General features: G+C 50.8%; 24 protein-coding genes and 2 pseudogenes. 23 read left to right on the top strand and 3 right to left on the bottom strand.

Annotated features, from left to right (window positions below; all coding sequences use genetic code 11):
• The first annotated feature begins 6 nt into the window (after positions 1 to 6).
• The 13 genes and pseudogenes from NST23_RS25085 to NST23_RS25030 all read left to right on the top strand — a co-directional run bounded on the left by NST23_RS25085 (position 7) and on the right by NST23_RS25030 (position 11,035).
• Complete coding sequence (locus NST23_RS25085) at positions 7 to 2,049, top strand: hydantoinase/oxoprolinase family protein (protein ID WP_122963697.1); 2,043 nt, start codon at positions 7 to 9, stop codon at positions 2,047 to 2,049.
• Between the two features lie 4 nt (positions 2,050 to 2,053).
• Positions 2,054 to 3,823: a hydantoinase B/oxoprolinase family protein gene (locus NST23_RS25080; protein ID WP_122963698.1), complete on the top strand. Its 1,770-nt coding sequence runs from the start codon at positions 2,054 to 2,056 to the stop codon at positions 3,821 to 3,823.
• The gene (locus NST23_RS25075; RefSeq protein WP_173599421.1) at positions 3,811 to 4,146 is read left to right on the top strand and encodes a cupin domain-containing protein; all 336 of its coding nucleotides are present in this window, start codon (positions 3,811 to 3,813) and stop codon (positions 4,144 to 4,146) included. Before NST23_RS25080 ends, NST23_RS25075 begins: the two co-directional genes overlap by 13 nt.
• A 459-nt stretch (positions 4,147 to 4,605) precedes the next feature.
• On the top strand, positions 4,606 to 5,079 hold the full coding sequence (locus tag NST23_RS25070) for an ASCH domain-containing protein (RefSeq protein WP_340964875.1): 474 nt from the start codon (positions 4,606 to 4,608) through the stop codon (positions 5,077 to 5,079).
• 188 nt (positions 5,080 to 5,267) lie between these two features.
• Positions 5,268 to 6,041 (top strand): HipA family kinase, encoded by a 774-nt coding sequence (locus NST23_RS25065; protein ID WP_340964872.1) that lies wholly within the window; start codon positions 5,268 to 5,270, stop codon positions 6,039 to 6,041.
• Positions 6,042 to 6,244: 203 nt separating this feature from the next.
• Positions 6,245 to 6,475 (top strand): bacterial transcriptional activator domain-containing protein, encoded by a 231-nt coding sequence (locus NST23_RS25060; RefSeq protein WP_173597695.1) that lies wholly within the window; start codon positions 6,245 to 6,247, stop codon positions 6,473 to 6,475.
• Between the two features lie 7 nt (positions 6,476 to 6,482).
• The gene (locus NST23_RS25055; RefSeq protein WP_122963703.1) at positions 6,483 to 6,863 is read left to right on the top strand and encodes a hypothetical protein; all 381 of its coding nucleotides are present in this window, start codon (positions 6,483 to 6,485) and stop codon (positions 6,861 to 6,863) included.
• 69 nt (positions 6,864 to 6,932) lie between these two features.
• Positions 6,933 to 7,235, top strand: a pseudogene (locus NST23_RS28535) (response regulator); the annotation flags it as partial.
• A 75-nt stretch (positions 7,236 to 7,310) separates the two neighbouring features.
• Entirely contained in the window at positions 7,311 to 7,487 is a 177-nt protein-coding gene (locus tag NST23_RS28530) for a histidine kinase (RefSeq protein WP_445662506.1), read from the top strand.
• Between the two features lie 1,379 nt (positions 7,488 to 8,866).
• Positions 8,867 to 9,377: pseudogene (locus NST23_RS25045) on the top strand (DoxX family protein).
• Between the two features lie 18 nt (positions 9,378 to 9,395).
• On the top strand, positions 9,396 to 9,737 hold the full coding sequence (locus NST23_RS25040) for an ArsR/SmtB family transcription factor (RefSeq protein WP_173599417.1): 342 nt from the start codon (positions 9,396 to 9,398) through the stop codon (positions 9,735 to 9,737).
• Positions 9,734 to 10,153 (top strand): SRPBCC family protein, encoded by a 420-nt coding sequence (locus NST23_RS25035; RefSeq protein ID WP_122963707.1) that lies wholly within the window; start codon positions 9,734 to 9,736, stop codon positions 10,151 to 10,153. The genes NST23_RS25040 and NST23_RS25035 overlap by 4 nt, the downstream gene beginning before the upstream one ends.
• 288 nt (positions 10,154 to 10,441) lie before the next feature.
• The gene (locus NST23_RS25030; protein WP_122963708.1) at positions 10,442 to 11,035 is read left to right on the top strand and encodes a YdeI/OmpD-associated family protein; all 594 of its coding nucleotides are present in this window, start codon (positions 10,442 to 10,444) and stop codon (positions 11,033 to 11,035) included.
• A gap of 179 nt (positions 11,036 to 11,214) precedes the next feature.
• Here NST23_RS25030 and NST23_RS25025 read toward each other — a convergent pair whose 3' ends face one another.
• Together NST23_RS25025 and NST23_RS25020 are read right to left on the bottom strand one after the other, a co-directional pair.
• A complete protein-coding gene (locus NST23_RS25025) occupies positions 11,215 to 12,618 on the bottom strand; it encodes a sensor histidine kinase (RefSeq protein WP_340964871.1) in 1,404 nt (467 codons plus the stop codon).
• A gap of 2 nt (positions 12,619 to 12,620) precedes the next feature.
• The gene (locus tag NST23_RS25020; protein WP_340964869.1) at positions 12,621 to 13,331 is read right to left on the bottom strand and encodes a response regulator transcription factor; all 711 of its coding nucleotides are present in this window, start codon (positions 13,329 to 13,331) and stop codon (positions 12,621 to 12,623) included.
• 153 nt (positions 13,332 to 13,484) lie between these two features.
• Here NST23_RS25020 and NST23_RS25015 point away from each other — a divergent pair, with 153 nt between their 5' ends.
• The 5 genes from NST23_RS25015 (at position 13,485) to NST23_RS24995 (ending at position 17,175) form a co-directional block, all read left to right on the top strand.
• On the top strand, positions 13,485 to 14,396 hold the full coding sequence (locus NST23_RS25015; protein WP_173597689.1) for an ABC transporter ATP-binding protein: 912 nt from the start codon (positions 13,485 to 13,487) through the stop codon (positions 14,394 to 14,396).
• The gene (locus NST23_RS25010) at positions 14,393 to 15,151 is read left to right on the top strand and encodes an ABC transporter permease (RefSeq protein ID WP_122963712.1); all 759 of its coding nucleotides are present in this window, start codon (positions 14,393 to 14,395) and stop codon (positions 15,149 to 15,151) included. Before NST23_RS25015 ends, NST23_RS25010 begins: the two co-directional genes overlap by 4 nt.
• Before the next feature lie 11 nt (positions 15,152 to 15,162).
• Positions 15,163 to 15,894, top strand: coding sequence for an ABC transporter permease (locus tag NST23_RS25005; protein WP_287103065.1), 732 nt, complete (start codon positions 15,163 to 15,165; stop codon positions 15,892 to 15,894).
• A gap of 88 nt (positions 15,895 to 15,982) precedes the next feature.
• Complete coding sequence (locus tag NST23_RS25000; RefSeq protein WP_122963714.1) at positions 15,983 to 16,816, top strand: alpha/beta fold hydrolase; 834 nt, start codon at positions 15,983 to 15,985, stop codon at positions 16,814 to 16,816.
• Between the two features lie 35 nt (positions 16,817 to 16,851).
• Positions 16,852 to 17,175: a hypothetical protein gene (locus tag NST23_RS24995; RefSeq protein WP_340964866.1), complete on the top strand. Its 324-nt coding sequence runs from the start codon at positions 16,852 to 16,854 to the stop codon at positions 17,173 to 17,175.
• Positions 17,176 to 17,478: 303 nt separating this feature from the next.
• On the opposite strand, the gene NST23_RS24990 is transcribed toward NST23_RS24995, so the two are convergent.
• Positions 17,479 to 18,204, bottom strand: coding sequence for an RDD family protein (locus tag NST23_RS24990; RefSeq protein ID WP_340964862.1), 726 nt, complete (start codon positions 18,202 to 18,204; stop codon positions 17,479 to 17,481).
• Between the two features lie 553 nt (positions 18,205 to 18,757).
• Between NST23_RS24990 and NST23_RS24985 the strand changes: the two genes are divergently transcribed.
• The 5 genes from NST23_RS24985 (at position 18,758) to NST23_RS24965 (ending at position 25,676) form a co-directional block, all read left to right on the top strand.
• Positions 18,758 to 21,322, top strand: a complete 2,565-nt coding sequence (locus NST23_RS24985; protein ID WP_274874431.1) for a LuxR C-terminal-related transcriptional regulator — start codon at positions 18,758 to 18,760, stop codon at positions 21,320 to 21,322.
• A gap of 150 nt (positions 21,323 to 21,472) precedes the next feature.
• On the top strand, positions 21,473 to 23,008 hold the full coding sequence (locus NST23_RS24980; RefSeq protein WP_340964860.1) for a spore germination protein: 1,536 nt from the start codon (positions 21,473 to 21,475) through the stop codon (positions 23,006 to 23,008).
• A 24-nt stretch (positions 23,009 to 23,032) separates the two neighbouring features.
• The gene (locus NST23_RS24975; RefSeq protein ID WP_122963719.1) at positions 23,033 to 24,238 is read left to right on the top strand and encodes a Ger(x)C family spore germination protein; all 1,206 of its coding nucleotides are present in this window, start codon (positions 23,033 to 23,035) and stop codon (positions 24,236 to 24,238) included.
• Positions 24,239 to 24,307: 69 nt separating this feature from the next.
• Positions 24,308 to 24,541: a hypothetical protein gene (locus NST23_RS24970; protein ID WP_122963720.1), complete on the top strand. Its 234-nt coding sequence runs from the start codon at positions 24,308 to 24,310 to the stop codon at positions 24,539 to 24,541.
• A 43-nt stretch (positions 24,542 to 24,584) separates the two neighbouring features.
• A complete protein-coding gene (locus tag NST23_RS24965; protein WP_122963721.1) occupies positions 24,585 to 25,676 on the top strand; it encodes a GerAB/ArcD/ProY family transporter in 1,092 nt (363 codons plus the stop codon).
• Positions 25,677 to 26,001: the final 325 nt, after the last annotated feature.

Here is a 26,001-nt window from a genome sequence, read left to right as displayed (position 1 = left end):
GTTCCTATGCGTGTAGCTACAGATATTGGAGGAACGTTTACTGACCTGGTGTACCTAGATGAGCACGGTAAAATCGGTACCGCTAAAAGCGATACAACACCGCCCCATTTTGAGCAAGGGGTTATCCAAGTGATTCAAAAGGCTGGGATTGATCCTTTGGAAATCGCGACCTTTATCCACGGAACGACGGTAATTATCAACGCATTGACGGAGCGCAAGGGAGTAAAGACCGGGTTAATCACGACAAAAGGGTTCCGCGATGTGTTGGAAATTGCCCGAGGCAACCGTCCCGATTTGTTCAATGTTCGTTATCAGAAGCCGACTCCGTTTGTTGCGCGCTTTCTGAGGAAGGAGGTCAGCGAGCGGATCAACTATAAGGGGGAAGTCATGACCGAATTGGCGGTGGAAGAGGTGAAGGCCACTGTCGAGCAACTGCGAGCGGAGGGAGTCGAGGCTATTGCGGTCTCATTCCTGCATGCCTACGCCAACCCCATTCATGAAAAGCTGGCGGTAGAAGCGATCAGGGAAATTTGGCCGGAGGTAGCCGTGACGGCTTCGCATGAGGTGACCAAGGAATGGCGCGAGTACGAGCGGACCAGTACGGCAGTGCTGAACTCTTATGTCAAGCCGATTGCCAAGTCCTACATCGACAAGTTGAGTAACCATCTTCACGACATCGGGCTTGACGGCAACAAATATATCATGCAGTCCAACTCTGGCACGACTACTTTTGAGCAGTCAAAAGAAACGCCGATCAACATGGTCGAGTCGGGGCCAGTAGCCGGGATTTTTGGCTCAGCCATCTTAGGGCAAATTCTTGGGGAAGAAAACATCATTGCTTTTGATATCGGAGGGACGACGGCCAAATGCTCCCTGATTGACAAAGGGGAAGTAAAGGTTACGACCGAATACCGGATTGAGAAAGATGAACGAAATGCCGGATATCCGATTAAAGTACCAGTGGTTGATATCGTGGAGATCGGGAATGGCGGAGGTTCTATTGCCTGGATCGACGGTGCCGGCTCATTAAAGGTGGGGCCACAGTCGGCCGGGGCGTTGCCAGGGCCGGTCGCCTATGGGCGTGGCGGTGAAAGTCCGACTACAACCGATGCCAATTTGGTTACAGGGCGGTTATCGCCTGCCAATTTTCAAAACGAGGTAAATATGGAAGCGGTCAAGCAAGCGATCGACGAAAAGATCGCAAAGCACTTCGGCATCTCCGTGGAAGAGGCGGCACTGGGAATTATCCGCATTGCCAACTCCAACATGCTGAATGCGCTGAAGCTCATTTCCATTCGCAAGGGTTACGACCCGCGGGAGTTTTCCCTGGTTGCATTCGGAGGGGGAGGACCGATGCATGCGCTGGCATTGGCCAAGGAATTGGGTGTGAAAAAAGTCATCATCCCGATTGCGGCTTCGGTCTTCTCCGCATGGGGCATGCTGATGACTGACTTGCGGCACGACTACATCCAGACGTATATTCGCCGAATGAACGGACTGAATCAGGAAGAACTGAATCGCGAATGGAGCCAACTGGAAAAAGAAGCGACCGACCAATACGAGCGCGAAGGAATTGCAGCGGATCAAGTACTGTTCGTACGCTATGCGGACATCCGTTACGTCGGACAGGAGCATGCTGTCAAGGTTCCCGTGCCAAATGGACTGATGGATGCAAAAGCGATTGAGGAAGTGATTTATCGCTTCCATGACCTGCACGAGCAGCATTACACGTTCAAACTGGAGCATGCACCGACGGAGATTGTAAACCTCCATCTAACGGCGTTCGGCATGGTGCAAAAACCACGGATAGCCAGTCTGGGAAGACAAGGGGACAATAGCGAGGAAGCGCGCAAAGAAGTGCGTCCGGTTCTGTTCGAAGAGTATGGATGGATTGACACGACAGTCTACGACCGCGAGCTGCTGAATGCCGGAAGCGCGGTGAAGGGTCCGGCAATTGTCGAGGAACCTTCTTCTTCAACGGTCATTTATCCTGGACAGCATCTCATTGTTGATGAATATGGCAATCTAATCATTACTACGGGGGTGTAGTCAGATGAGTGAGACAACGTTGAAACATGACCAGTTTACGCTTGAGATTGTGAAAGATTCCCTGATCGCCATTGGGGAAGAAATGTTTCATACATTGGCGCGCACGTCGATGAGTCCGATTATTTACGAGGTGCTCGATTTCGCCAGCGGCTTGACAGATGCAAAAGGTCAACTTCTGACGCAAGGCAACGGTGTGACCGGATTTATCGGGATGCTGACCTTTATGGTGAAGGAAACTTTGAAAAAGTTTTCCGAGCATGGGGAGCTAAAGCCGGGGGATATCATCATCATAAATGATCCTTACGGTGGAGGAGGTTCCCACTTGTCTGATGTAGGTCTTGTGCTGCCAATCTTTTACGAGGGCGAGCTGATTGCCTTTTCGGCCAACAAGGCCCACTGGACCGAAGTAGGCGGAAAAGACCCGGGTTCCTGGACGACCGACTCCACGGAGATTTTTCAGGAAGGTTTGCAATTTCCTTGCGTCAAACTATTTGAAGCAGGCAAGCTGAATCAGCCGTTGGTTGATATCATTGCAGCAAATGTCCGCTTTCCCGATCTCTCGCTTGGTGATATGTGGGCGCAGGTAGCAGCATTGCGAACAGGGGAGAAGCGCTTTCGCGAATTGTGCGATAAGCATGGAAAAGCGGTAGTGAAGGATGCCATTGACCATTTGTTAAGACATGGCGAACAGTTGGCGGTAAAAGAAATTGCCAAGCTGCCTAAGGGCACGTATGAAGCCGTAGATTTTATTGATGATGACGGAGTTGGAAACGGTCCGTTCAAGGTACAGGTGAAGGTCACGATTACCGATGACGAGTTTATTTGCGATTTCCGCGGTAGTCATCCGCAAGTGCTGGGTCCAGTCAATTGCTCCTATACCGCCTTGGTTTCCGCCGTTCGCGTCATTTTCCTTGCGGTGACCAACCCGTCTCAGGATGTAAACGATGGCGTTTTCCGCCCGCTCCACATTCTTATCGATGACCGTTCCATTTTCTCAGCGGAACGCCCGGCAGCCGTATCAACCTACTGGGAAACCATGATGTATGGAGCGGATCTCGTCTGGAAGGCACTGGCACCGGTCGTTCCCCATCGGTTGAATGCGGGGCATCTGCTTTCGGTGTGCGGGGTGGTGCTATCCGGCATCCATCCGGATACGAACGAACCGTTCCTTGTGGTTGAGCCTTCAGTCGGAGGATGGGGCGCAGGAGACGGACTGGACGGGATGGCCGGACAGTTTTGCATCGGCGATGGGGAAACGTACAACGTGCCGGTCGAAGTAGCCGAGACACGTTATGGCATCATGGTTGAGGAGTACAGCCTGCGTACGGATGGGGCTGGTGCCGGTAAATATCGCGGCGGTTCAGGAGCTATCCGCTCGTACCGCGCGATGTCTGATGGTCAGACGATCACGGCAACCTTTGGCCGTCACAAATATTTGCCATGGGGCTTTAACGGGGGGCATGACGGCTCCCGCAATGAATTTGAGATCGTCAAAGCCAATGGCGAAGTGGTTGGTCCATTTGGCAAATATGCACGCTTTCCGCTTAATAAAGGAGATGTCGTGCGCCTTGTTACCGCAACAGGCGGAGGATACGGCAACCCGCTGGAACGTCCGGTAGAGAAGGTCGTCCTGGATGCCAAAAATGGCTATATTTCCGTAGAACAAGCAAGAGATTTGTACGGAGTAGAGCTGGACAAGGCAACGTATCGTGTAGAAGGGGTGACACCGCTGCGTCAGTCTTTTGAACAGGGGGAACAGCAATGCTCATTGTAAATGCCAATGCGATTCAACCGGAAGATCGCCCAGGTGTAACCCTGAAAATATTGTTTACCGAAGAGCAGGTAGAGAACGGAAAAGCTACTTTCGGTGTCGTCGTCGTTCCGCCTGGTGCGCGTATTCCTTTAAGCGGTTCGGGGAGTCATGCGCAGGACGAGTATTCAATCGTCGTAAAAGGAACGATTCTTGCCGGTACGGAAGAAGGTGAATATCGGATGTCAGCAAATGATGCGTCTCTTATTCCTGCTGGCGAGGCCCACTGGGCATACAACGACGGGAGCGAAGATTGCGAAATCGTCTGGGTGCTTGTAAAACGATAGTGGCATGGATACGGAGAGGATGCTAGACTTGGTTATCTCAATGCCGCAGTGAATGGAGCATAGGTTTGTGTGACTGGATGAGTGCCCTCTTTTCATAAAAGGGGGCTAATCTTATCTCATTCGAACAAGTCTAGATCGCTAGTATGTTGATACAGCCATTCACCTTACCTTCAACGAGACTACGTTGCTGCGTAAACACATTTTCGATTCCGATCTTTGGAGCGATCTGTTATCCTGCGTGAGTCGATTTATCCAATTTCAATTTGCTAAAGTGCCATATAATGTAGACCGTCCACAGGGCGGTTTGTTTGTTTTATACTGATAAATAAATTTGAATGGAACGCAACAATAACCCTTTTTCAGCATGAATAATCTCCTCCTTAATGTCGCGACAAATTGTCCTTACATTAAGAAGGGACTTCGGTAGAAAGATTCGAGGATTTCACAGGAGGAAACGGCATGAAGACAATCACGATCCACCAGCCTTGGGCAACATTGATCGCTCTTGGCGAGAAACGCTTTGAAACCCGGGGGTGGGCCACGAAATACCGCGGCCCTCTCGCGATTCACGCGGCCAAAAAGGTGGACAAGGAGGCGTGCTACAGGGAGCCAATACGGTCGGTCCTTTCCAAACATGGCTACTCGGCAGATAATTTGCCGACAGGCGCGGTGATTGCAACCGTAAAGCTTGAAGATTGCCTGCAAATCATTATCGCCCCCGGAACAGGCGAAGTTGCCGCCTGGCGTGACGCAGATGATGCGGCGATACCGATAAAAGGCAATGAACTCAGCTTCGGTTGGTTTGCTCGCGGAAGGTTTGCCTGGCAGATGGTTGACGTAAAGCCGATCGCTCCGGTGCCGGTGAACGGACGGCAAGGATTGTGGAATTGGGATTGTGACAAATACCATAACGAGAAAACGGATAATGAATGATTGTCCTAAAATGACGAGCGAAGCAGATGGGGAGACTAGCGCACAGGCAGTAGGAGCGTGACTTCCTCGACAAATGAGAGTTCATCCGAAACACCGAGAAACTGACAAATAAATGAGTTCGGCCAGTCATTATATATGCCGTTCCTCGCCTTGCCTGTCCTACATAAATTGTACAAGGGGGTGGAGGGATGAGCACAAACAAGTGGAGAACTCACCGCAAATTTTCTCGCAGATTCGGCACAGTCTGGTCCGTCTGGCGATCTGTGAACGGCAAAATTCAACGAGGATACTTCAAATTTCCTTGCAAGAAAAACGCGAAGTGGGGCAATGTGATTGCAAACGAGCTGATTGCTTATCATCTAGCCAAGCTGCTGGAGCTAAACGTAGCGACTGTAGAACTAACGGTTGTTGAGGGAAAGCAAGGGATCGTCTCCATTGCTAAGCCGATGGCCGCCCATTTCAACTGGTTCCAGCTAACCAAAAAAACAGGCGGTTCGCCCGTTAAACATTTGCACAATCCCGAACAACTGTTACTTACGTTTGTTTTTGATATATGGATTTGCAACATTGATCGGCACGGGGGAAATCTGATTGTTTTCCTCAAAGGGAAGCACTATGATTTTTATTTGATCGACCACGGCAGCGCGGTTTTAGGGGGAGTTACGTGGAGAAAAATCCATTGGAGCGCGGATTACTGGCTGAATGTAAGCAAATACAATTTCCACTATCCAAGAGGCTTGCGCGCCTATATCCGCACCTTTCGCCAGCTTTTGCCGCATGTGGATAAAATCGAGAAAATTCCTGAACACATGATACGAGACATTGTGGAGACAGTACCGGAAAACGTATTGCCAAAACTCGAAAAAGAAATGGTAGTAGAAATGCTGCTCTACCGTCAAAAAAAATTACGCGAGATGGTCGTGGCTTGGTGCATGCGGCATAAGAAAGCGATTGCGGAGTAAGCAACTCGGCAAGAATGGGGTGACGCGAGGGTGTTACCAAGCAGGGGACGTGCCCCATTTTACCGCTATTGTTGGGACGGAAACGATTTGCAGGGAACGAAGGCGAAACCGACGAAAGCAAGGAGTAGGACCATTTGTGTCGAGGAAATCAGAAATGTAGCCAATACATCCGTGCACTTCGCCGCATGTACAGGCTCTTTTGAATGGGCGGCAATGCGGTACTCGCGGCGGGCAGCTTGCAGCGCATTTTGGCGATTGCACCGGAGTCGGAGACGGATGGCCGCGAGCTCATCAAATTGCATCTGGAAGCGGGCAACCGCAATGAGGCGCTACGCGTTTATTGGCAGTTGGAGCGGGTCATTCGCGATGAGCTGGGGGTCGCGATGGAAGAGGAGACGGTAAGATTGTATCAACAAATGAGACACCAGGGATGAGCGGACGATGAGAAAAACGATTGCAGCGGCACTGGTCACGCTGGTCATATTGGCCGCAACATACGGCATGTTTCTCGTTTGGTTCTCGCCGGACGGGAAGCAGACGCCAAGGGTGGAGAACGGGCTGCTGGATTTGACCGCATGTCGGTTTGCAGACAAAGGCATCGTTCCGTTGGACGGCGAATGGGAGTTTTACCCGGACAAGCTACTCTTCCATGAAGATTTCACATCCTCCCCCGCGAATGAAAACAATCGTTTGCCGAGGCGGATCGAAGTGCCGGGCTCGTGGTCGGACCAGATGAATACTTTGGGCATGGCAACATACCGTCTGCGGATCAAAGTCGGCGATACGGCAGCGGTTTACGGTTTGAAAACATCGGCAATCTGATCGACAACGCGGTCAAGCATACCGAGGGCGGCAGTATTGCCGTAACGGCAGCGGCGACAGACGGACGGCATGATTGAAATTTCGGTTCAGGACACAGGCACAGGAATCGAAGCGCAAAACATTCCCTATCTGTTCGATGCGCCGCTGGAGCCTTTTGGCTATAACGTCATTGCCGTCAAAAACGGTTATGAGGCGCTGGAACAAATCAGCCAGCGGCATAAGATAGATCTTGTCATTCTCGACCTGATGATGCCGGGCATGTCGGGGTACGAAGTGTGCCAGGAGATTCGCAAAACGTAAACGCTGCTGGAGCTTCCCGTGCTGATGGTGACGGCTGCGATTCAACCGCAAGACAAGGTAGCGGCGTTCGAAGCGGGGGCGAACGACTTCTTGCCGAAGCCGTTCGAACTGGCGGAGCTGAAGGCAAGAATCGGCAGCCTGCTGGCGATGAAGGAGTCGCTCGCCAAGGCGGTCGATCTGGAGGTTGCGTTTTTGCAATCGCAAATCAAGCCGCATTTTTTGTACAACGTCTTGAATAGTATTGTTGCGCTGAGTTATACGGATGTTCTGCCGCATACAGCGATGAAGCAGGCGGATGGCGTGGAGGCGATCGCGGACAGGTAGATTAAGATAGAAAAATAGACCCAAGCTTGGGGAGCAATTGGTGGATAATCCGATTCAACAGTGAATGCGGATTATCCACTTTTTTTGCACTGTCTTTCATACGAGCGATAACATGTGGTTTCATCGAATGGATTTCCGTTCCGAGGTAAGGAAATCACTTAAAAAGCACTCTCTTTCTTGCGATTGATGGCAAGTTCAGTTCAGGGGCGCTGCATAAAAGTCTGCCTGTCAGTTGTTTTGCATCAGAAAACAGAAACTCGGATTTGTGCTTGGAATAATCATGCAGCTCATCTCGTGTTAACAAGGGCAGCCCGCAGGAATCTATGGTTAAAAGCGGACTTGACCTGAACGCTCACTCCGTCTCCACTATCTATTTGGGACATGAAAATAATGTCAAATGTAGTTATTCCGTTAGCATTTGTTGGAGGAAGAGGAACGTTTGATTGAGTAGACGTCCGGATCACTCCGGCAATGGCATAGCTTTCAGGCGTAGCCGAGTTATTGCGTAACACATGAATATCGATCACAAACGCATAATTTGGGAGAGGATTGGAATTCAACGGATCAGAAAGAAAATGAACAACAGGCAATATTATCGTACAACTCATATGTCTGAATTTACATTGTTTATGTTCGACAAACCAGACAATTTGTTAACGAGGGAGGGAACAGCATTGCATGAAGATGCGCACACTAAGGAAAAATAAAGGGGGCATTGCCGCGTGCGCTAAGACGCGACATTCATTTTCGGGGATGGCTCAGTTGGCTTGTTCATCTTCTCAGATGTTTTGCGTTTGCCGAAGCTGTGTTGAGTTGGCGTTTGCCAATGGCTGAAGTTTACACAAAGACGAACAGGAGCGATTTTCATGAGTGATCTGAGCGTTACAGGCGCTAACTTCTTGAGGTGCGCGAGTTTTTAGGTTATGGCGCATTTGCTATATGGGAAGCAAATGACGAAAGAGCAAACGTATAGCGAGTCATAAGTCACAGCCGAAGGGAGAGCGTGTATTTGTCGATTTCCCTATGTTGGGGAGACCCACAATCCCGCAAGATGCACCTATCTCCTTGTCAGCATCCTAACATCCGTTCAAGTATATAGATTGGGTAGCAAGTATACAATTTTCCAGGGGATTTGAGCTAGCGGACATAGATAGCTTCGGCATTAACGCGCCGAGGCTTTTTAGCACGTGTTCAGGGGACAAATTCTCCCCACGCACTGACTTTCAGACCTATGCAGAAAAAAAGCTCTTGTTGACAGGACACCTTTTAGTGTCTTATTATCAAAACAGACACTAAAAGGTGTCCAATAAGAAAAAACCATTTGCAAAGCTCACAACCTGAATAAGCCTCATTGGAAATATGGATGAGAGGGGAGACAGATGGACCAGCTGATCAGGGCCAGAACAATCGCGAGTGTAGAAATTCAGCCCTGGGGAAAAATAACTGCTTATTGGTCAGCGACATTCTTACTCGCAGCAACGGTGATGGTAAGTTGCATTGGTCAACTGATGCAAGCGGGAGAAGCGTCGAGCTGGTGGCGAAGTTTGGTTGCCCGCTATACATCTTGACCGTCTTGACTATCTTAACCCTCTTAACCATCCCCGAGATTTGAAAAGTGCTCGGAGCCATCGCTCTTGCCGTGCCAGGTTTACCTCGGCTGAAAGAATGGTTCACGCTGGTATCTACATTTGAATGACTGGTGCAGCTTTCTCTCATGTGTTTGCCAACGCTTACGGTGATTGCGAGTTTTCTGCTATCTTCCCGCTCTTTTATTCCGCGCTAAATCTCGCCGCATGGGCGCTGCATTCACAGGGTGCAAACTTTAGGGAGGTGCTCAAAATTAACATTCGTCCTTTCGCGCCACCAATACCTATGTCCTACAGAAATTAATATTTTGGAGGGAGTGTTGTGAACGAGAATGAAAACGAAAACAACCAGTCTCGGGATGTGTTTGATGCTGTAGCGGACCCAACCAGGCGACGACTGATTGAGTTATTGGCCGGAGCAGAGGAGCTGCCGCTTCATGAACTAACGGCACAGTTTCAAATGGGCCGGACGGCGGTATCCAAGCATTTGACAATTCTGAAAGAGGCCGGACTGGTGCTCGACCGCAAAGTCGGCAGGGAAACGCGATTTAGGCTCAACGCGGCTCCACTGAGGGAAATTCAAGATTGGGTGGCTTTCTACAGCAAGTTTTGGAGTGCGAATTTGTTGCGCTTGAACCAACTATTAGAGGAGGAAGCAGAATGAGTTTGACATTATCTTTGGATTTTCAGTACAAGACAACGCTTGAGAAGCTGTGGTCCGCTTTGACTGATTCAAGCAAGCTGGCCAAATGGGTGTGCAACATCCAGACTGGAGAGCCGATGGAAAATGATTTTAAACCTGTGGTGGGACATCGTTTTCAGTTTCGCACTCAGCCGACCGAATATTGGGATGGAGTCGTTGAGGGCGAAGTGCTTATCGTAGACGAACCAAACCGCTTGTCCTACACGTGGGGCAGCGGGGGAGAGAAGCACACAGTTGTCTGGACGCTACAGGATTTAGGAGACGGAAAAGTTAACCTGCATCTCGAACAATCCGGAATCTCCAATGAGCAGGCACTGGGTGGAGCGAAGTACGGCTGGAGCAAGTGGTGCAGCGAGCTGGAAAAGGCGTTGGCATAATAACCGGATAGCCGGATGTACCGCTGATTACCTCCGTCCGCAATGCTAGATGAATGGATGATCATTTCCATACACACAAATGAAAAGCCTTCCAGTTGCAGCAAACGGGATAGAGTGCTCGAATGGGAGGTTTTTCAATTGCGTGCAAGTGAATTGTCGCGGTTGTTCGCATAGTCACAGTCTTAATTATGATAGAATGGGCAAAATTAAGAGCAAGAGGTTATTACGACTGAATGAACATTCTTTTCACTGTCAGTTGATCAAAAGATGGAAGAGGAGTGCTCTTTGATGACAAATAGTAGTGCGCATCCGAAGGTCGACGAATTTTTAAGCAAAGCGAAAAAGTGGCAGGAAGAATTTGTGCAGTTGCGCAGAATCGTTCTCGACTGTGGGCTGACCGAAGATTTTAAATGGATGCATCCTTGTTACACGCTTGAGAAAAAGAACGTCGTTTTAATCCATGGTTTCAAAGAATACTGTGCGCTCCTGTTCCACAAAGGTGCGTTGTTGCAAGATCCGCACGGAATCCTCATCCAGCAGACGGAAAATGTACAGGCGGCGCGGCAAATTCGCTTTACCAACGTACAAGAAATCGTGGAGATGGAAGACGTCTTGAAAGCCTATATTCATCAGGCTATTGAAGTGGAAAAAGCCGGTTTGGAAGTGGATTTCAAGAAGACAGAAGAATATACCGCTCCTGAAGAATTTCAAACGAAATTGGCTGAAAATCCTGACCTGAAAGCTGCCTTCGAAGCGTTGACACCGGGACGGCAGAGAGCATACCTTTATTATTTTTCTGAACCGAAACAATCCAAGACGCGAGTGGCGAGAGTGGAAAAATACATGGAGCAAATTCTAAACGGAAAAGGATTGAATGATTAGCTTAACACAGCTATTCAGCGATAAGCGTCAAACGGAGCGAACCAACTGAAATCCGGTGAATGCAAAAAATTAGTGAGCAAATGGGACGCCGTGCTGTGACGTACGGTTGTTTTTTGCACCGCAGTCACGAACCTTTTATTCGCAATAGTAAGAAATCTAACCGGAGAAAGAGCAGGCCATTACGGCTTGCTCTTTTCTTTTTGCGAGAGGACAGGCAGCTCCATACTCGCGCAGAAGCCTTTGCCGATCTCGCTCGATAACGACAGCTTTCCTCCGTGAGCCTTGGCAATTCGCTCGGCCATGGGAAGGCCGAAGCCGTGTCCGTTCTGGCGCGGGCGTTTGCGTTTGCTTGCGTAAGGCAGTTCCAGCAAGTCGGGCAGTTCGTCTGGGGAAATTCCGCTTCCGTTGTCTGAGACGACTACGTGACAAGCTTGGTTGCCGGGATCAAAAAAGGTTTGGATGCGCAGCTGGCACCCCGCCGGATTATGGTCGATGCTGTTTTGCAAAAGATTGGCAAGGGCACGCAACAAAAGGCGCTCATCCCCATCGATTTGCGGGGATTCATCTCCAAGCTCTACTTCCAGCTGATATCGCTCATCCAGTCCGTTGTTCAACAGCTCCGAGGCCGCTTGTCTGGCGACTGCCGACAACCGCAGCGGTTTTTTGCCCAGCGGCTGCATCTCGTATTCGAGCATGGAGACGAGGTTCAAATCACTCACCAAAGAACGGATGCGCTCGGCTTGTTGGCGCATGATCGCGGCCAAGCGCCTCTGTTCTGCCGGCAGTTCCGGGCTGTCAGCGATGTCGCTCGCGTAGCCGAGGAGCATGGAAAGCGGCGTACGGATGTCGTGGGAAACGCCGGAAATCCAGTTGGAGCGGGCCGCGTCTCTTGCTTTCAGAGCTGCGTTTTTTTGTTGCAGCAGGGCGGACACATGATTGATGCTTACCGCCAGATTCGCCAGCACGCCTTTTGGCTCAATCTGGACAGGCTTGTCTGCTCCCAACGCTTGAATGCCGCTTGTCAGCGGGCGGATGGAAGCGATGAGTCTGGAACCGATGAACAGCGAGAGCAACAGAGCCAGCACGATGTTGCCTGCCAACAAAAAGAACGCCTTCCCGGGCAAATTCTCCACCCAGCCAACCGGAAGAATATGCTGGTATTTGGCGTAGGAGCCTTTCGGGTAACCGACGACGACAAGGCCATCTGGATGTTCCCAGGTGAAGACCGGATAATCGCCCAGGAAGCTGCGTGAAAACTTGGCTACATCTGCGAGAGAGTACGGCCGTTCCAGTTCGGCAGGGAGCTGGAACTTCCATGCCACGTAGCCTTTGGAGTCGATCAGCATGGCCCACGCCCCGTTTTGCTCCAACAGTTGTTGCGAGCGGGGAGCGATGGCATAGGCGTCTCGCTTGCCATGCAAGTCGTCGCTGACGAAATGCACAACAGCGGAAGGAGAGGCGCCATCGCTGATCCCGCTGCCGATCCAGATCAAGAGCACGACAGCATTGAGAGCCAAGAGCAGCAGCGAAATCAGGATGGTGGCGTGAACAAAACGTTTGATAATGCGCGAGGTGCCTTCCATCGTTACTCCTCCTTTACGATCAGCTTGTAGCCGAGTCCGCGCACGGTCAGCAAATGAGCGGGCCGGGAAGGATTCGCTTCGATTTTTTCCCGAATGCGCCGAATGTGCACCATCAGCGTATTTTCATAGCCGTAATAGTCGTCGCCCCATGCGGCCTGACAGAGCGCGTCGCTCGTGACGATGCGATTGTAGTTCTCATAAAACTTGCCGAGCAGAGCGATTTCTTTTGCGGTCAGCGGGATATTTGTTCCGCCATGACGAATGGTGCCAGCCTCCAAGTCAATGAGACGGTCGTCCAGTTGAAAAACAGGGCGTTTTTCCGGCGTGTGGGGAATGTACACTCTGCGCAAAATAGCCGTTAGCCGCAAGACAAGCTCCCGTGGCAAAAACGGCTTCACGATGTAATCATCCGCGCCCAGTCCGAGGCCGAGGATTCGGTCTTCATCCTGTCCTTTGGCAGACAAAAACAGCACAGGCAGGTTCGAAATATGCCGGATCGCTTGCAGCAAGGAAAAGCCGTCGCCATCCGGCAGCATGACATCAAGAATGGCGAGGTCAGGCTGGATGGAACGACAAAGCTCCAGCGCTTCTCTGCAATCGCCCGCATGGTAAATGCGCATAAATCCTTCTTTGCGCAAAAAATGCTCGATCATTTTTCGGATTTCAGGCTCATCATCGACGATAAGCAGCTTTTTCTGTTTCAGTTCGTCCATCTGTCATCACCTCTCTCTACTATAGCGGCTTTGGCGCGGGATAATCGGCTTTTGCAGCAAATTTAAGGCTAGTGTAAGGTGAACGTCAGATTGCTGAAAGAATCTCCTGTCATACTTCGAATATGCCAGAAAAAGCCATTGCAGGAGGGACAGATGGAGACGATCCTATCTACTACCAAACTATCGAAGCGATACGGTGATGCCTTGCGCGTGAAGGAAGTGAACTTGTCCGTTCGCGAAGGGGAGATTTACGGATTTCTTGGACCGAACGGAGCAGGGAAATCGACTACATTAAAGATGCTGTTGGGGCTGGTACGACCGACGAGCGGCCAGGTACAGGTGTTCGGGAAGGAGCTTCAGGCAAACCGCCGCTTCGTTCTCAGCCAAATCGGTTCACTGATTGAATCGCCCTCGTACTACGGGCACTTGACCGGGCTGGAAAACATGCGTGTCGTGCAGAAGCTGCGCGCTGTTCCGGCGAAAAACATCGAGGAAGCGCTGAAAATCGTGCGTCTGGAAAAACAGAAGGAGAAGCAGGTTGAAAAGTATTCACTGGGGATGAAACAGCGGCTAGGAATTGCGATGGCATTGCTGGCGTTTCCCAAGCTGTTGATTTTGGATGAGCCAACGAATGGTTTGGACCCTGCGGGAATCGGAGAAATCCGGGAGCTGATCAAAGCGCTTCCGCAACAATATGGAATGACGATTTTGCTTTCCAGCCACCTTTTATCCGAAATCGACCAGATCGCGACTTCCGTGGGCATTATCAATCATGGTCACATGCTGTTCCAGGGCAAGCTGAGCGAGCTGCACCAAAAAAACCAGCCGCGCATTATCATCAAAACGACAGATAACAGGGCGGCGAGGGACGTGTTGATGCGGGCAGGCTTTTTCCCCGGCGTGGAGGAGGGCGCGCTTGTTTTTGAAAAGCTTGCCGATGGACAGGTAGCGCAGGCAAACAGGATTCTGCTGGCTGAACATATTGATGTGCTTCGCATCGAGGAACAGAAAAGAAGCCTAGAAGACATGTTCCTGAAGCTTACAGGGGGAGGCGAGAGTCTGTGAGGAAGGCGCTGTCGCTTGAGTTTTACAAGCTGCGTCGCAAATATGTGTTGCCGATGGCGCTTTTGTTTCTGACGGTGGAGCTTGTCTGGGCGTTGATCGCCGTCAGCATGTCTTTTGAGCGCAATCGTGACAGCGCGGGCTGGGAAGTGATCGTCGCCATGCTGTCCACGATGAACGGACTGTTTTTGCCATTGCTTTCGGCTATTGTCGTTTCCCGGATTTGCGACATGGAGCATAAAGGGAATACGTGGAGGCTGCTTCGCTCTATGGCCGTGCAGCCAGGGAAGCTGTATGCGGCGAAGTACGCTTGCGCCGGATTGATCATGCTGGGCGTTTGCCTGTGCCAGCTGCTGGCGATTGCGGTGTTTGGCGTCCAATCCGGGTACTTGACGTCTGTTCCGCTTGTGCTGTTGGCACGGTTTCTTTTCGGCACGCTGGTCACGACGCTGGTCGTCCTTGCCTTGCAGCAGTGGATTTCTACGGTGGTGAAAAATCAGGCGTTTGCGCTTTGCCTGGGGATGCTCGGCGGTTTTCTCGGAATGGTAGGCGATTTGTTTCCGGAAGCGGCAAGACGCGTATTCGTCTGGGCGTACTATACGGGGCTTAGTCCCGTTACACAGCAGTATGCGAGCGAAAAGATGCAATTCGTCGTCCGGGAGGCAGGCCCGATCTCGTCTGCCGCGGCTGTTTTGCTGGCGGTTGCCGCGCTGCTTTTTCTCATGGGAAGACGCCATGCATCCAGACTGGAAGGGTAGGGGGAGAAGTGATGATCAAGCAATGCTTTCAGGCGGAGTGGTTGAAAATGCGCCGCTCCCATATTTGGGTGGTGTTCATGCTCCTGCCTTTGGTCAGCGTCATCATCGGCTGGGCCAATTACGTCATGAACCAAGGGACGCTGCAAAAGGAATGGTACAGCTTGTGGTCGCAGGTTGGCTTGTTCTACGGAGAGTTTTTCTTTCCTATTCTCATTGCGATCGGCTGCTCGTATCAATGCCGACTGGAGCATCAAAACAAAAACTGGCATCTGGTGCTGACCGCACCTGTATCGCTTGCGGCCCTGTTTGCAGCCAAACTGGGAGTCGTAGCAACTCTTCTTCTCCTAGTCCAAGCGTTCTTTTGCTTGCTGTATGTATGCGGCGGGCTTTTGGCAGGGCTTTCCGCGTTGCTTCCCGCAGAATTGCCCGGCTGGTTGTTGCGCGGATGGATCGCGGCGATGACGATCGCGGTTTTTCAATTGGCGCTCTCGATGCGGATCAAAAGCTTTGCAACGCCAGTCGGCATCGGTTTGTGTGCCGTTTTTTTCGGGCTGGGAATGTATGTGCTGAAGCTCGGATTGTTTTTCCCGCATTCGCTGTTAACAGTGGGGATGGGGGTATTGAGCCAGGAGGGACTTGATTTTGGCAGCAACGTGGTTTTTCTGCTGATGAACGCATTGTTCGGAGTGGGAATCAGTACAGTTGTCCTCCGGCGATTACGCAAGTCGGATGTGCTCGCCTGATCTTTGAAAAGAAGGGTTTTTCCGTAAGTGAAGAGAATAACGGATAAAAAGTCTGAGTATTCACTCACGATGGGAGGCGGCTGCGACCATGTTGCAAGGTGGAAAATATGTGAAGGTGGAGCCAGGGGTCGAGATTTTTGTGCAGGACGTGGGACAAGGTGATCCGATCGTCCTGATCCCGGGCTGGACGTTTACAACCGAAGTGTTTCACAAGCAGATCGAGCATTTTCAAAAGACTAACAGGGTGATCGCGATTGATCCGAGAAGCCATGGCAGATCGTCCGTGACGATGCACGGCAACGACTATGCCACGCACGGTACTGACTTGGCAAAAGTCATCGAGGCGCTGGGGCTTGTGGATGTGACGCTGGTCGGCTGGTCATTTGGCTGCTTGACGATGTGGGAATACGTTCGGCAGCACGGCACGCGAAACGTAAAATCTTTCGTGTTCGTCGACTTGTCGCCGAAGCCGCTCTCCACCAATCACGAGCAAGATTGGGTGGAAGGGCCGCTCGATGAAATCGCCGCCGCCTACAACTACTACACGCGGGATGCCGAGAAGCAGCGGGAGTTTATCTCGGGCTACGCGACAGGGGTCATGGTGCAAAGAGAGCTTGCGGAAAATGAGCTTTCCTGGATCATCGAGCAATCGCTCAAAACGCCTCCTTATATCGCGGCGAACTTGTTCGCGTCCGGGATGTTCTCTGACTACCGGGTAGAGGCAAAGGTTGCGAGCGAGTCGGTGCCGACGCTGACGATTGTGGCTGAGCATTGGGCCGAGACTGCAAAACGGTTCATGGAAAAGCATGCCCCCGAGTCCGCAGTGGAAGTATTGGGCGGGCACATGATGTTTTGGGAGCATGCCGAACGGTTTAATGAGCTGCTCACACAATTTCTCCATGCAGAAAAAACAGCAAGATAAAAGAAAGTGGCTGTCCTTGTGGGCAGCCACTTTTTATGAGCTTTGGCATGGAAAAAGGAGGCGCGACTTTGCAGGCACGCCCGGCGAAGCCGAGCACTTTTTTCCGGCGATTCTGGCATTTCGTGAAAGCTGGCGGTTATTTGCTTGAACTCGCCATGCAGTCTGTCAAATTTTCTCGTTTGCGTCAGGCACATAATCTGATAAAAGTGCGTCGGAGACTCTGTGACGGTTACAAGATAGGAGATACTTTGACCATTGACTTTCCCATGCATCGTGAATTGAGTGGAAAGACGTCCGTCAATCGTGAGCTGAACATGCTTGCTCACGATTGCATCTGTCAATTCACTGAACAAGTTTGATTCCACGAAATCGACGTATTGGGGATAATCAAATGAACCGTTCAATTCTTCTTTAGAGTCCGCGAGAATAAGCAGATGCTTGTCCGCGAAGTTGTTGGAAAGGGCAATGGATGCGTCTGGGTGAAGACTAGCATTCTCGCTCCAGGAAGTCGGAGCAATGATTTGCATGGTTTTGTCTTTGTTAAACGCTCTTTTCTAAGAAATTGTTGCTTTTAGAAAAGCCGTGAGTTGCTTGATATTTATAGTACCAAGCGAAGCGTGCATTCACGGTAAATGGAAATCCTATAGACTTCCTGATTTTCATTATAGAACACACGTTTCCACAACAGCAATAGCAACAAAATTTGCGAAAAGAGCCTTGTTAAAAAAAGCTTTGTTCTCAAACGAACCTGTTAACGGGTCTTGCTTGGCATAAAAGGAAACGCCATAAATACCGCAAGCAATGATAACGAGCGCCAACAAGGAGAAGCCGATGGCAAAGCTGGTGGTCAGCTGCTTGCTCTCGTTTTTCAAATCTTTTACTTTCACGACAAAAGTGTTCGCTGCCATATCGCCGAACCGTTGCTTCTTTTTCGACACCAGTACGCTGATCCCGGCAGGCAATCCGCCGATGAGCATCGGGTTGGTTTCGACGATGCGGATCAAGGAACGAATGACCGATTTCCACAGCCCTGGCGGTTGACCTTCCTGATTCACCACTTTGATTCGCAGGGCGAATTTCCCGATGGTATAGCCAGTAAAACCTTCCAGAAGAACGTAGTAAGATAAAATTCCGAGTACGAAAACAAGCAACCCGATAATGGCCGGATCGTCAGACGAACGCCCAGCCAGCGCGACCATCCCTAAGACGAAAAAAATGAGCAAAATGTAATCTATCACATGCGCTCCCCAACGCAGGAAAAAAATCGACGCTCCGTAAGTCTGCGTAATGGACCCCATTACTTGCGGTCCTTCCAGAATCGGTCTGTCTGGTGGTGGAATTGGGGGAGCCACCGATGAATCTGCTTCCGGCAATGAATGATTCTCCAAACTTGTGCACCTCCAACAAAAATGTAAACATATAACATTTAAACACTTCAAAATTTACTCTGTCAAATTTTGCTTTTCTGCAAGAAACCTACCTAAAGATAGGTGACACACGATAGTTGCGACGATTATATTAGGAAGCGAGCTGATGTAAGAAAAACCATATACAGGGTGATTATGATGAGTACGCCTATGACTGCTTTTGTCGCTGTTTTAGTGCTGGGGGTTGTCGCCTACCTCACGATGTGGTGGGAAGGCACCTGGGTAAACCTTCGATTCACGAAATGGTATTTCGCTATCATAGTAGTCTTGGCGATCGCGACCGGAGGGTATTTTTGGTTTACGGGAGATACGATTTAATCAAGTAAAAAGCAAGCCGTGCACGGGCCCTCTAGCTGGAGGGCTTTTTTGCGTCCACATAACGTTCTTTTCTTATAAGGCAGTTTACTTGCATTGTTCGGAAGGATTCCACATAATAACTTTGTGCACATATTGGATCGAGACAAAAAGGCTGCTCTTTTGTGGGGTCATTTTCTTTTTAGGCAGGGAGATGCACATGGATCAAGGAAAGTACAGTTCACTTATCGCAACGAAATTACATGTTCCTACATATGGTTCGGACCTGTTGCATCGGCATCAATTGGTGGAAGAAATCGATGAAGTCAGGACAGCCAGAGTGATCCTTATTTGCGCTCCGGCCGGGTTCGGGAAAACAACAGCCGTTAGTCAGTGGATTACGAGTATCGGCAAGCCGGCGGGATGGCTGTCGCTGGATGAGGCGGATAACGATCCGGCCCGTTTTTGGCGCTACTTCGCAAAAGCATTGAGCATGGCACAACGGGAAGCTGGTCGTGAAGCTTCTGCGATGCTCGATTTGACCTATGCGGCGTCAGCAGACAATCTGCTCTCCATGCTGCTTGAAGAAATCGCTGCAATGCCTACCGACTATTATTTGGTGCTGGATGACTATCATCTGATCAAGGAGCGCTCGATTCACGAAGGTTTGCAAACATTGCTCCAGCACGCCTCGCCTTTTTTACACGTCATTCTCATCAGCCGTGAGGAGCCGCCGCTGTCTCTCCATCGCTTGCGCGTACGCAAACAGCTGGGACAATTGGGCGCGGAGCATCTCCGGTTCAATGAAGAGGAATGTCGTCAGCTTTTTAACGAACTGCTCGGGCTAGATTTGTCATACGAGGACATTCACGTACTCAGCAAACGGACAGAGGGCTGGATTGCCGGGTTGCAGTTGGCTGCTTTGTCCATGCAGGGGAAGGGTGGCTCCACGGTTACCATGCACAGCTTTTCCGGCAATGACAAATACGTGGAAGACTACTTGACCGAAGAAGTATTGAAGCGATTGCCGGAATCGGTACAGCAATTTTTGCTGAAAACTTCCATATTGCCGCGCCTGTCCGGGGAACTGTGCGCAGCCGTAGCGAGTGAGCCGGATGCCCACGCCATTTTGGAGATGCTTGCACGTACGAACTCTTTTGTCGTACCGCTGGATGGAGTCAACGAGTGGTACCGCTACCATCATTTATTTGCGGATCTTTTGCACACGCATTTGCGCAAAACATACAGTGAACAGCTGCCAACGCTTCATGTGGCTGCCAGTCGATGGTTTGAGGGCCACGGATGGATGACAGAAGCAATCGACCACGCGCTCAAGGGCAGTGATTGGTCGCGTGCAACCAGGCTGATCGTCGAGCATGCTCCCTGGATGTTGAAGCAGCACGAAAATGTGACATTGCGCCGCTGGATGAGGCGTTTTGATACAGTGTGGCTCAAGAGTCATCCCGAACTGTGCATTGCTTTTGCCTGGATGCACGCATTATCGGACGAGCTTGAGCAGGCAGAAGCGTTGTTGCATCTCGCTGAGGATGGTCTGCACGGCAAAAATGAGGGGCTTGAGGAATGTCGGGTAGAAATCTGGGTGCTTCGCGGATACGTGCAGTTGATCCTGCGCAATATTGCCCTCTCCCTTTCGTACTTGGAAGAATCGGTCAAAATGAAGCCAAAATTCAGCCGCTATTTTATCGTCGGGATTGAGCTGAATGGAGACGAGGCTTTTGTGCTTCGCAGTCGCGTGGCGTTAAGCGGCTATTTGTCCAAGGTAAGCGAGTTTTACCCTGCCATCAGAACGATTTGGAAGCACAGCGGCCTGGGGATTCTCGCATACGGCTCGATTGTAATGGCAGAGCTGTATTATGAGAAAAACGAGTTCGAGCAATTGACGTACTTTGTGCAAAGAGCATTGCAGTTGGGAAGCAATACGATGAATTTTGGCGTACTGGTCCCGGCTTATCTGGTTTTGACCCGTTGGCGAAAGGCGGAGAAGCGAGGGGCGGAGATGTGGCTGCCGCTTGCGGAAATAGCGGAGCTGTGTCGCCAGCGAAAAGCCCCGCCTCATTGGATTGCTTTCCTGGACGCGTTTCGTGTGCGGCTGTTGCTGGACGAAAATCAGCGGGAAGAAGCAGAGCAATGGGCGAGCCAATTTGAAAAAATGAGCAAAGACTTGATTCATTCCCGGCACGAGTTTGAACGGTTGACTTTGGCTCGTGTGTACTTGTCTGCCAAAAGGGAAAATGAAGCGTGTGAGCTGCTGACCCGGCTAAAGCATGAGACAGAGGTGAAGGATCGGCTGGGGAGCCGGATCGAGACGCTGATTTTGCTCAGCCAAGCTTATCACAGCCAAAAGCGGCATCACGAGGCAGCCGAATGTATTCGCACAGCGGTGATGTTGGCGGCACCGGAAGGCTACGTGCGCATCTTTTTGGACGAGGGGCCAGAGGTCGCCAAAATGCTGTACGCCCTCTACAAAAGCAAGGCGTGCTCCAGGCAAGAACTTGACTATATGGCAAGTCTGCTCAAGACGATGGAAAAAGAGTTTCCGGCGCTGGACATTCAAATTCGCGTGTCGCCTGAACTGGACAAATTGACCGAGCGGGAGGCAGAAGTGCTGTCTCTGATCGGAGAAGGGTTGTCCAACGCTGAGATTGCGGGCAGGCTGCACCTGACGATCGGGACAGTCAAGGTGTACGTTCACCAGATTTACGCCAAGCTGCAAGTTCGCAATCGGACACAGGCTGTGGTCAAGCTGCGAGAGAGCGAGCTGTAACCGGGGCAGCAAAAGGTTCGCCCGATGATATACATGCCAGAGAACGAAGAAGTCGCCTGTACGTGCAGGGGGCTTTTTTTCATGGGCATAGAGCCATGTTCGCTGAGGGATAGTAAAGCTATCCTGATTTGGAAAAAGAGTGATTGGAGAATGAGTCATAACGCCAAGCAACAAGTGTCGTTCAGCAGCTCGCTGGAAGAGAACATGGAAGTGGTGAAAAGGGAGCTGGGGAACAGCACCGACCTCGTGACCAGAACTGTACGGATGGAAGCGATTGGGCAAATCGAGGTAGGCATTCTGTACACAGAAGGATTGGTCGATAAAAGCCTGATCAGCAACTTCATGGAGTCGCTCATGGTTCATGCGCACAAAAGGGAGATTCCATCCGACGAGGCTTTGGCAGACGAGCCGCTGTCGTTGATCAAGGATTTCATGCTGACGATGGGTGGAGTGGAGCTGCTGGATGATTTGGACGAGCTTTTCAATGCTGTATTGACAGGGGATACGGTTCTGCTCGTGGAGGGGTGTACGCAGGGCTTTATCGTCAATACGAAGCAGTGGGAGGATCGCGGTGTCCAGGAGACTTCTGTACAGACCGTAGTGCGTGGTTCCCGGGAGGCTTTCTCGGAAAGTTTGCGGACGAACACCGCGCTGGTGCGAAGAAGGATCAACAACCGTCATCTGTGGCTGGAAACGAAACAGATCGGGAAAATGACCCAGACCAAAGTGAGCGTGATGTACATAAAGGGGGTTGCGGACGAAAACGTCATTGCGGAAGTGCAGCGGCGGTTAAACAGGATCGATATCGATGGCATTTTGGAGAGCGGAAACATAGAAGAGCTGATCCAGGACGCGGCCTTTACGCCGTTTCCGACGATTTACAATACCGAACGGCCGGACTCGGTAGCAGCGGGGCTGCTGGAGGGGCGAGTCGCGATCCTGGTAGACGGAACGCCGATTGTACTGCTGGTTCCGGCGATTTTCGTCCAGTTTTTTCAGTCGCCGGAGGATTACTATCAGCGTTCGGATTTTGGCCTGCTTCGCATGTTGCGGCTGCTTTCCTTTTTTATCGCGCTGCTCGGTCCTTCCATCTACGTAGCGATTACGACGTTTCACCAGGAAATGCTCCAGACGAACTTGCTGATGAGTATTGCGGCCCAGCGGGAGGGTGTACCGTTTCCGGCTGCTGTCGAGGCGATGCTGATGGAGCTGACTTTTGAACTGCTGCGTGAGGCTGGAGTGCGCATGCCGCGTGCCGTAGGTTCTGCCATCTCAATCGTCGGGGCGCTCGTTTTGGGCGAAGCGGCGGTACAGGCCGGACTCGTATCTCCTGCGACCGTCATCGTCGTCTCCATCACGGCGATTACGAGCTTTGTGTTTCCGTCGTTTTCCATGTCCATTCCGATTCGCATGCTGCGTTTCGGCTTGATTGCACTTGCTGCCAGCTTTGGCCTGATTGGCGTATTTGTCGGTTTGATCGCGCTTTGCCTGCATTTGTGCACCTTGCGCTCGTTCGGGGTTCCGTACATGTCGCCGCTCGCTCCGTTGAATTTGGCCGACCAGAGAGATACGCTGCTGCGCCTGCCGATCTGGATGATGCACACGCGTCCCTACTTTTTACGGCCGAAAAACAGTATCAGAGAGCATGACAACAAGCCCAATCCTCCGAGAGAGTCTGTTCATTAAATTGATTGCCGAGGTGGGAATAGCATGAAACGAAAGGCGGTGTTCGTTCTGGCCGCTGTTCTGCTGCTGTTGACTACAGGGTGTTGGAACCGCAGGGAATTGAACGACTTGGCGATTGTCATGGCGGTGGGCATCGACAAGGTGGACGGAGAGTATTTGTTGTCTACGCAAATCGTCAATCCGGGTGGAGTTGCCGCCTCCAAGGACGGGGCAGGAGGCACTCAGTCGGCAGTAGCCACGTACAGCATGCGATCTGCGGACATTTTTGAGGGGATACGCCGCTTGACGACCATGACTCCGCGCCGGCTGTACTTTTCGCATATTCAAGTATTGGTGTTGGGGGAGCAGGTAGCGAGGGAAGGGACAAAAGAGGTGCTCGACCTGTTGTTTCGCGATCACGAAGTTCGCCCGGATTTTTACGTCATTTTGGCGAAAGATACTTCGGCCCTGCACATTTTGAGCATGCTTGATCCGCTGGAGAAAATCCCTGCCACCAAGCTGTACAAAAGCCTGGAAACAGGCGAAAAAGCATGGGGCTCCGTGATCTCGATCCAACTGGACGAATTTATTACACAGCTGCTGAGCGAAGGGTCGGAGCCAGTGTTGGTAGGGGTTACTGTAAAAGGCAAGGTTCAGACAGGAAGCAACGGAAACAACCCGCAGCAGGAAAGCGTCTCTACCCTGCTCAAGTATGAGGATATCGGCGTTTTCAAAGAAGACAAGCTGCAAGGATGGTTTAATGAAAAGGAAAGCATCGGCTTCAGCTATATTACAGACAGGCTGGACAGCACAGTTGAAGCCATACCGTGCGACAAAAACAGCAAGCTCATCATTGAAATCATTCACAGCAAATCGACGCTTGATGGCCGTGTCGTAAACGGCAAACCGCAAGTCGAGGTGAAAATCGAAGCGGAAGGAAATGTAGGAGAAGTAGCGTGCGCGATTGACCTGGCAAAGTCGCAAACGATCTACAAATTGGAGCGAGAGGTAGAAAAGCGAATCAAGGAAAAAATCCAGAATGTGATTACAAAAGCGCAGAAGCAATTTCACTCCGATGCGTTCGGATTTGGGCAAGTCATTTACCAGAACGATCCAAAGGGCTGGGAAAAGGTCAAGCACAACTGGAACGAGGCTTTTGCCGACCTGAAGGTGAAAATCAACGTAGATGTGAAGCTTCGGCGAACGGGCAAAGTCGGCAATTCTTTTATCCCCTTTATCAAAAAGGATTAGAGCATAACTATTTCCTGTTGTGGAAAAGGTAAGGATATTCCTGGCAAGAAGTAGGTGCGACTTGTTCCGATGTGGATGATCCTGTTGATTTTGCTGATTAGTCTGGTGATCGTAGCGATCGAAGCTCCTTTTCTGAAAAGGAACGGTTTGAAAAAGGAGCTTTTTGTTTTTGGCTGCTTGCTGCTGCTCGGGACAGGGCTTTGCATTGCCGAAGCGGTGGAGGCAAACATTCCGAACCCGCTGGACTGGATTACATTCGTCTATCGGCCGTTCAGCGACTTGATTTTAAGCATGGTGGAGTAACGGTGAACATAAGCGGTGCGCAAGAGAAGGGAGGGAAACAAGGGTGCTTGGCAACAGTCTGATCAGTGCGAGGCAGTTTTTTATTTTGGTAACCCTGTTCGTCATTGGCGATGCAGTCTTGTACGTTCCCTCGCTCACCGCCACATCCGCCCGGCAGGACGCGTGGATTTCGGCTTTGATCGGTTGGGGAGAGGGCTTTCTTTTGACCAGTTTGTATGCGGCATTGAGCTTGCGGCATCCGAATCGGACGATACTTCAATACAGCGAAGACATCTTGGGCAAGTGGGCAGGAAAAGCGGTCGCTTTTTTGTTCCTTTCCTATTTTTTTATCGATGCGTCACTGATGCTGATGGAAATCGGCGATTTTGTCACCACACAGATCATGCAGGAGACGCCGATCGAAATCATTCTCGTTCTGTTTGCGGCGATTATTGTCATGGGAACCCGCTGCGGGATGGAGCCGCTTGCGCGTGTCTCCGAGCTGTTGTTTCCGTATTTTCTGCTGCTGTTTTTCACGCTGATTGCGTTCATCGCCCCGCAAATCAAGGTCGATAACCTCAAGCCTGTCCTTGCCCATGGGATGGCGCCCGTTTTTGGCGGCAACTTCCGCTATATGGGCTATTTGCTGGAATCGGTCGTCCTGATCTTTCTGTTTCCGCTTGTGAAACAGCCGCGGCACGCAGCGAAGGCGTATATTATGGGCATTTTGATTGCTAATTTTTTCCTGACAATCATTACAACCGTCGCGGTGCTGGTGCTCGGTCCCAACATTACCGTACTGCTTGCCTATCCAAGCTACACGCTGGCGCAAAAAATTAGCGTCGGCAACTTTTTTGAACGCATCGAGGTTTTGATGGCTGTCATTTGGTTCATCACGCTGTTTATCAAAATAACGGTTTGTTATTATGCCACGGCTTGCGGGATTGCCCAGACGCTGCGATTGACCGACTATCGCAGACTGACGCTGCCTCTGGCGATGATCATGGTCATCGTCGCGCTTGCCACGATGCCCAATCGGCCGTATTTTGACAACTTTGTTTCGGAGATTTGGATGCCGTACTCATTGACGTACGGCTTGTTTTTGCCTGTGCTGCTGCTCGTGGTGGGCGGACTGCGGAAAAGGTTGGGGAAATGAAAGGAAAAATGATGCCAAAGACCTAGCTCATCGTTTATACTATTTTTTGAGAAAAGGAGGGGTGGAAGACAGCGCTTTGCTCTTTATTCGAAGGAAACCATGATCAGCTAGACAAATACGCCGAACATGAAATGGGGAACCACGATGAGACTGAATCATTGGGTCATGCGAATGATCCTGTTATGCCTGCTTGTTTATTCCTTTTCTTGTCCCGTTTCACCCTCATTCGCTTTTGAAAGCGAAACAACCACTTCTTCTACAGCGGAAAATGTTAACTTCTCCGAAATAAAAGTGACCAATGGCCTTATCACCGTTCCATTTTATT

Origin of the sequence: Brevibacillus sp. FSL K6-0770 (genome assembly GCF_038000275.1) — a bacterium.
GTDB classification, from domain to species: Bacteria; Bacillota; Bacilli; order Brevibacillales; family Brevibacillaceae; genus Brevibacillus; species Brevibacillus parabrevis.
The sequence above is the reverse complement of the archived record's forward strand: the minus strand, read 5'-3'. Positions and strand labels throughout refer to the sequence as shown.

Coding starts and splice junctions, on each gene's coding strand:
- NST23_RS25020 (WP_340964869.1), bottom strand. CDS start 13,331: ATGGACGAACTGAAACAGAAAAAGCTGCTTATCGTCGATGATGAGCCT.
- NST23_RS24980 (WP_340964860.1), top strand. CDS start 21,473: ATGAGTCATAACGCCAAGCAACAAGTGTCGTTCAGCAGCTCGCTGGAA.
- NST23_RS25000 (WP_122963714.1), top strand. CDS start 15,983: ATGTTGCAAGGTGGAAAATATGTGAAGGTGGAGCCAGGGGTCGAGATT.
- NST23_RS25005 (WP_287103065.1), top strand. CDS start 15,163: ATGATCAAGCAATGCTTTCAGGCGGAGTGGTTGAAAATGCGCCGCTCC.
- NST23_RS25035 (WP_122963707.1), top strand. CDS start 9,734: ATGAGTTTGACATTATCTTTGGATTTTCAGTACAAGACAACGCTTGAG.
- NST23_RS24970 (WP_122963720.1), top strand. CDS start 24,308: ATGTGGATGATCCTGTTGATTTTGCTGATTAGTCTGGTGATCGTAGCG.
- NST23_RS25060 (WP_173597695.1), top strand. CDS start 6,245: ATGGGCGGCAATGCGGTACTCGCGGCGGGCAGCTTGCAGCGCATTTTG.
- NST23_RS25055 (WP_122963703.1), top strand. CDS start 6,483: ATGAGAAAAACGATTGCAGCGGCACTGGTCACGCTGGTCATATTGGCC.
- NST23_RS25080 (WP_122963698.1), top strand. CDS start 2,054: ATGAGTGAGACAACGTTGAAACATGACCAGTTTACGCTTGAGATTGTG.
- NST23_RS24995 (WP_340964866.1), top strand. CDS start 16,852: ATGAGCTTTGGCATGGAAAAAGGAGGCGCGACTTTGCAGGCACGCCCG.
- NST23_RS25025 (WP_340964871.1), bottom strand. CDS start 12,618: ATGGAAGGCACCTCGCGCATTATCAAACGTTTTGTTCACGCCACCATC.
- NST23_RS25015 (WP_173597689.1), top strand. CDS start 13,485: ATGGAGACGATCCTATCTACTACCAAACTATCGAAGCGATACGGTGAT.
- NST23_RS28530 (WP_445662506.1), top strand. CDS start 7,311: ATGAAGGAGTCGCTCGCCAAGGCGGTCGATCTGGAGGTTGCGTTTTTG.
- NST23_RS24985 (WP_274874431.1), top strand. CDS start 18,758: ATGGATCAAGGAAAGTACAGTTCACTTATCGCAACGAAATTACATGTT.
- NST23_RS25030 (WP_122963708.1), top strand. CDS start 10,442: ATGACAAATAGTAGTGCGCATCCGAAGGTCGACGAATTTTTAAGCAAA.
- NST23_RS25070 (WP_340964875.1), top strand. CDS start 4,606: ATGAAGACAATCACGATCCACCAGCCTTGGGCAACATTGATCGCTCTT.
- NST23_RS24975 (WP_122963719.1), top strand. CDS start 23,033: ATGAAACGAAAGGCGGTGTTCGTTCTGGCCGCTGTTCTGCTGCTGTTG.
- NST23_RS25065 (WP_340964872.1), top strand. CDS start 5,268: ATGAGCACAAACAAGTGGAGAACTCACCGCAAATTTTCTCGCAGATTC.
- NST23_RS25075 (WP_173599421.1), top strand. CDS start 3,811: ATGCTCATTGTAAATGCCAATGCGATTCAACCGGAAGATCGCCCAGGT.
- NST23_RS25085 (WP_122963697.1), top strand. CDS start 7: ATGCGTGTAGCTACAGATATTGGAGGAACGTTTACTGACCTGGTGTAC.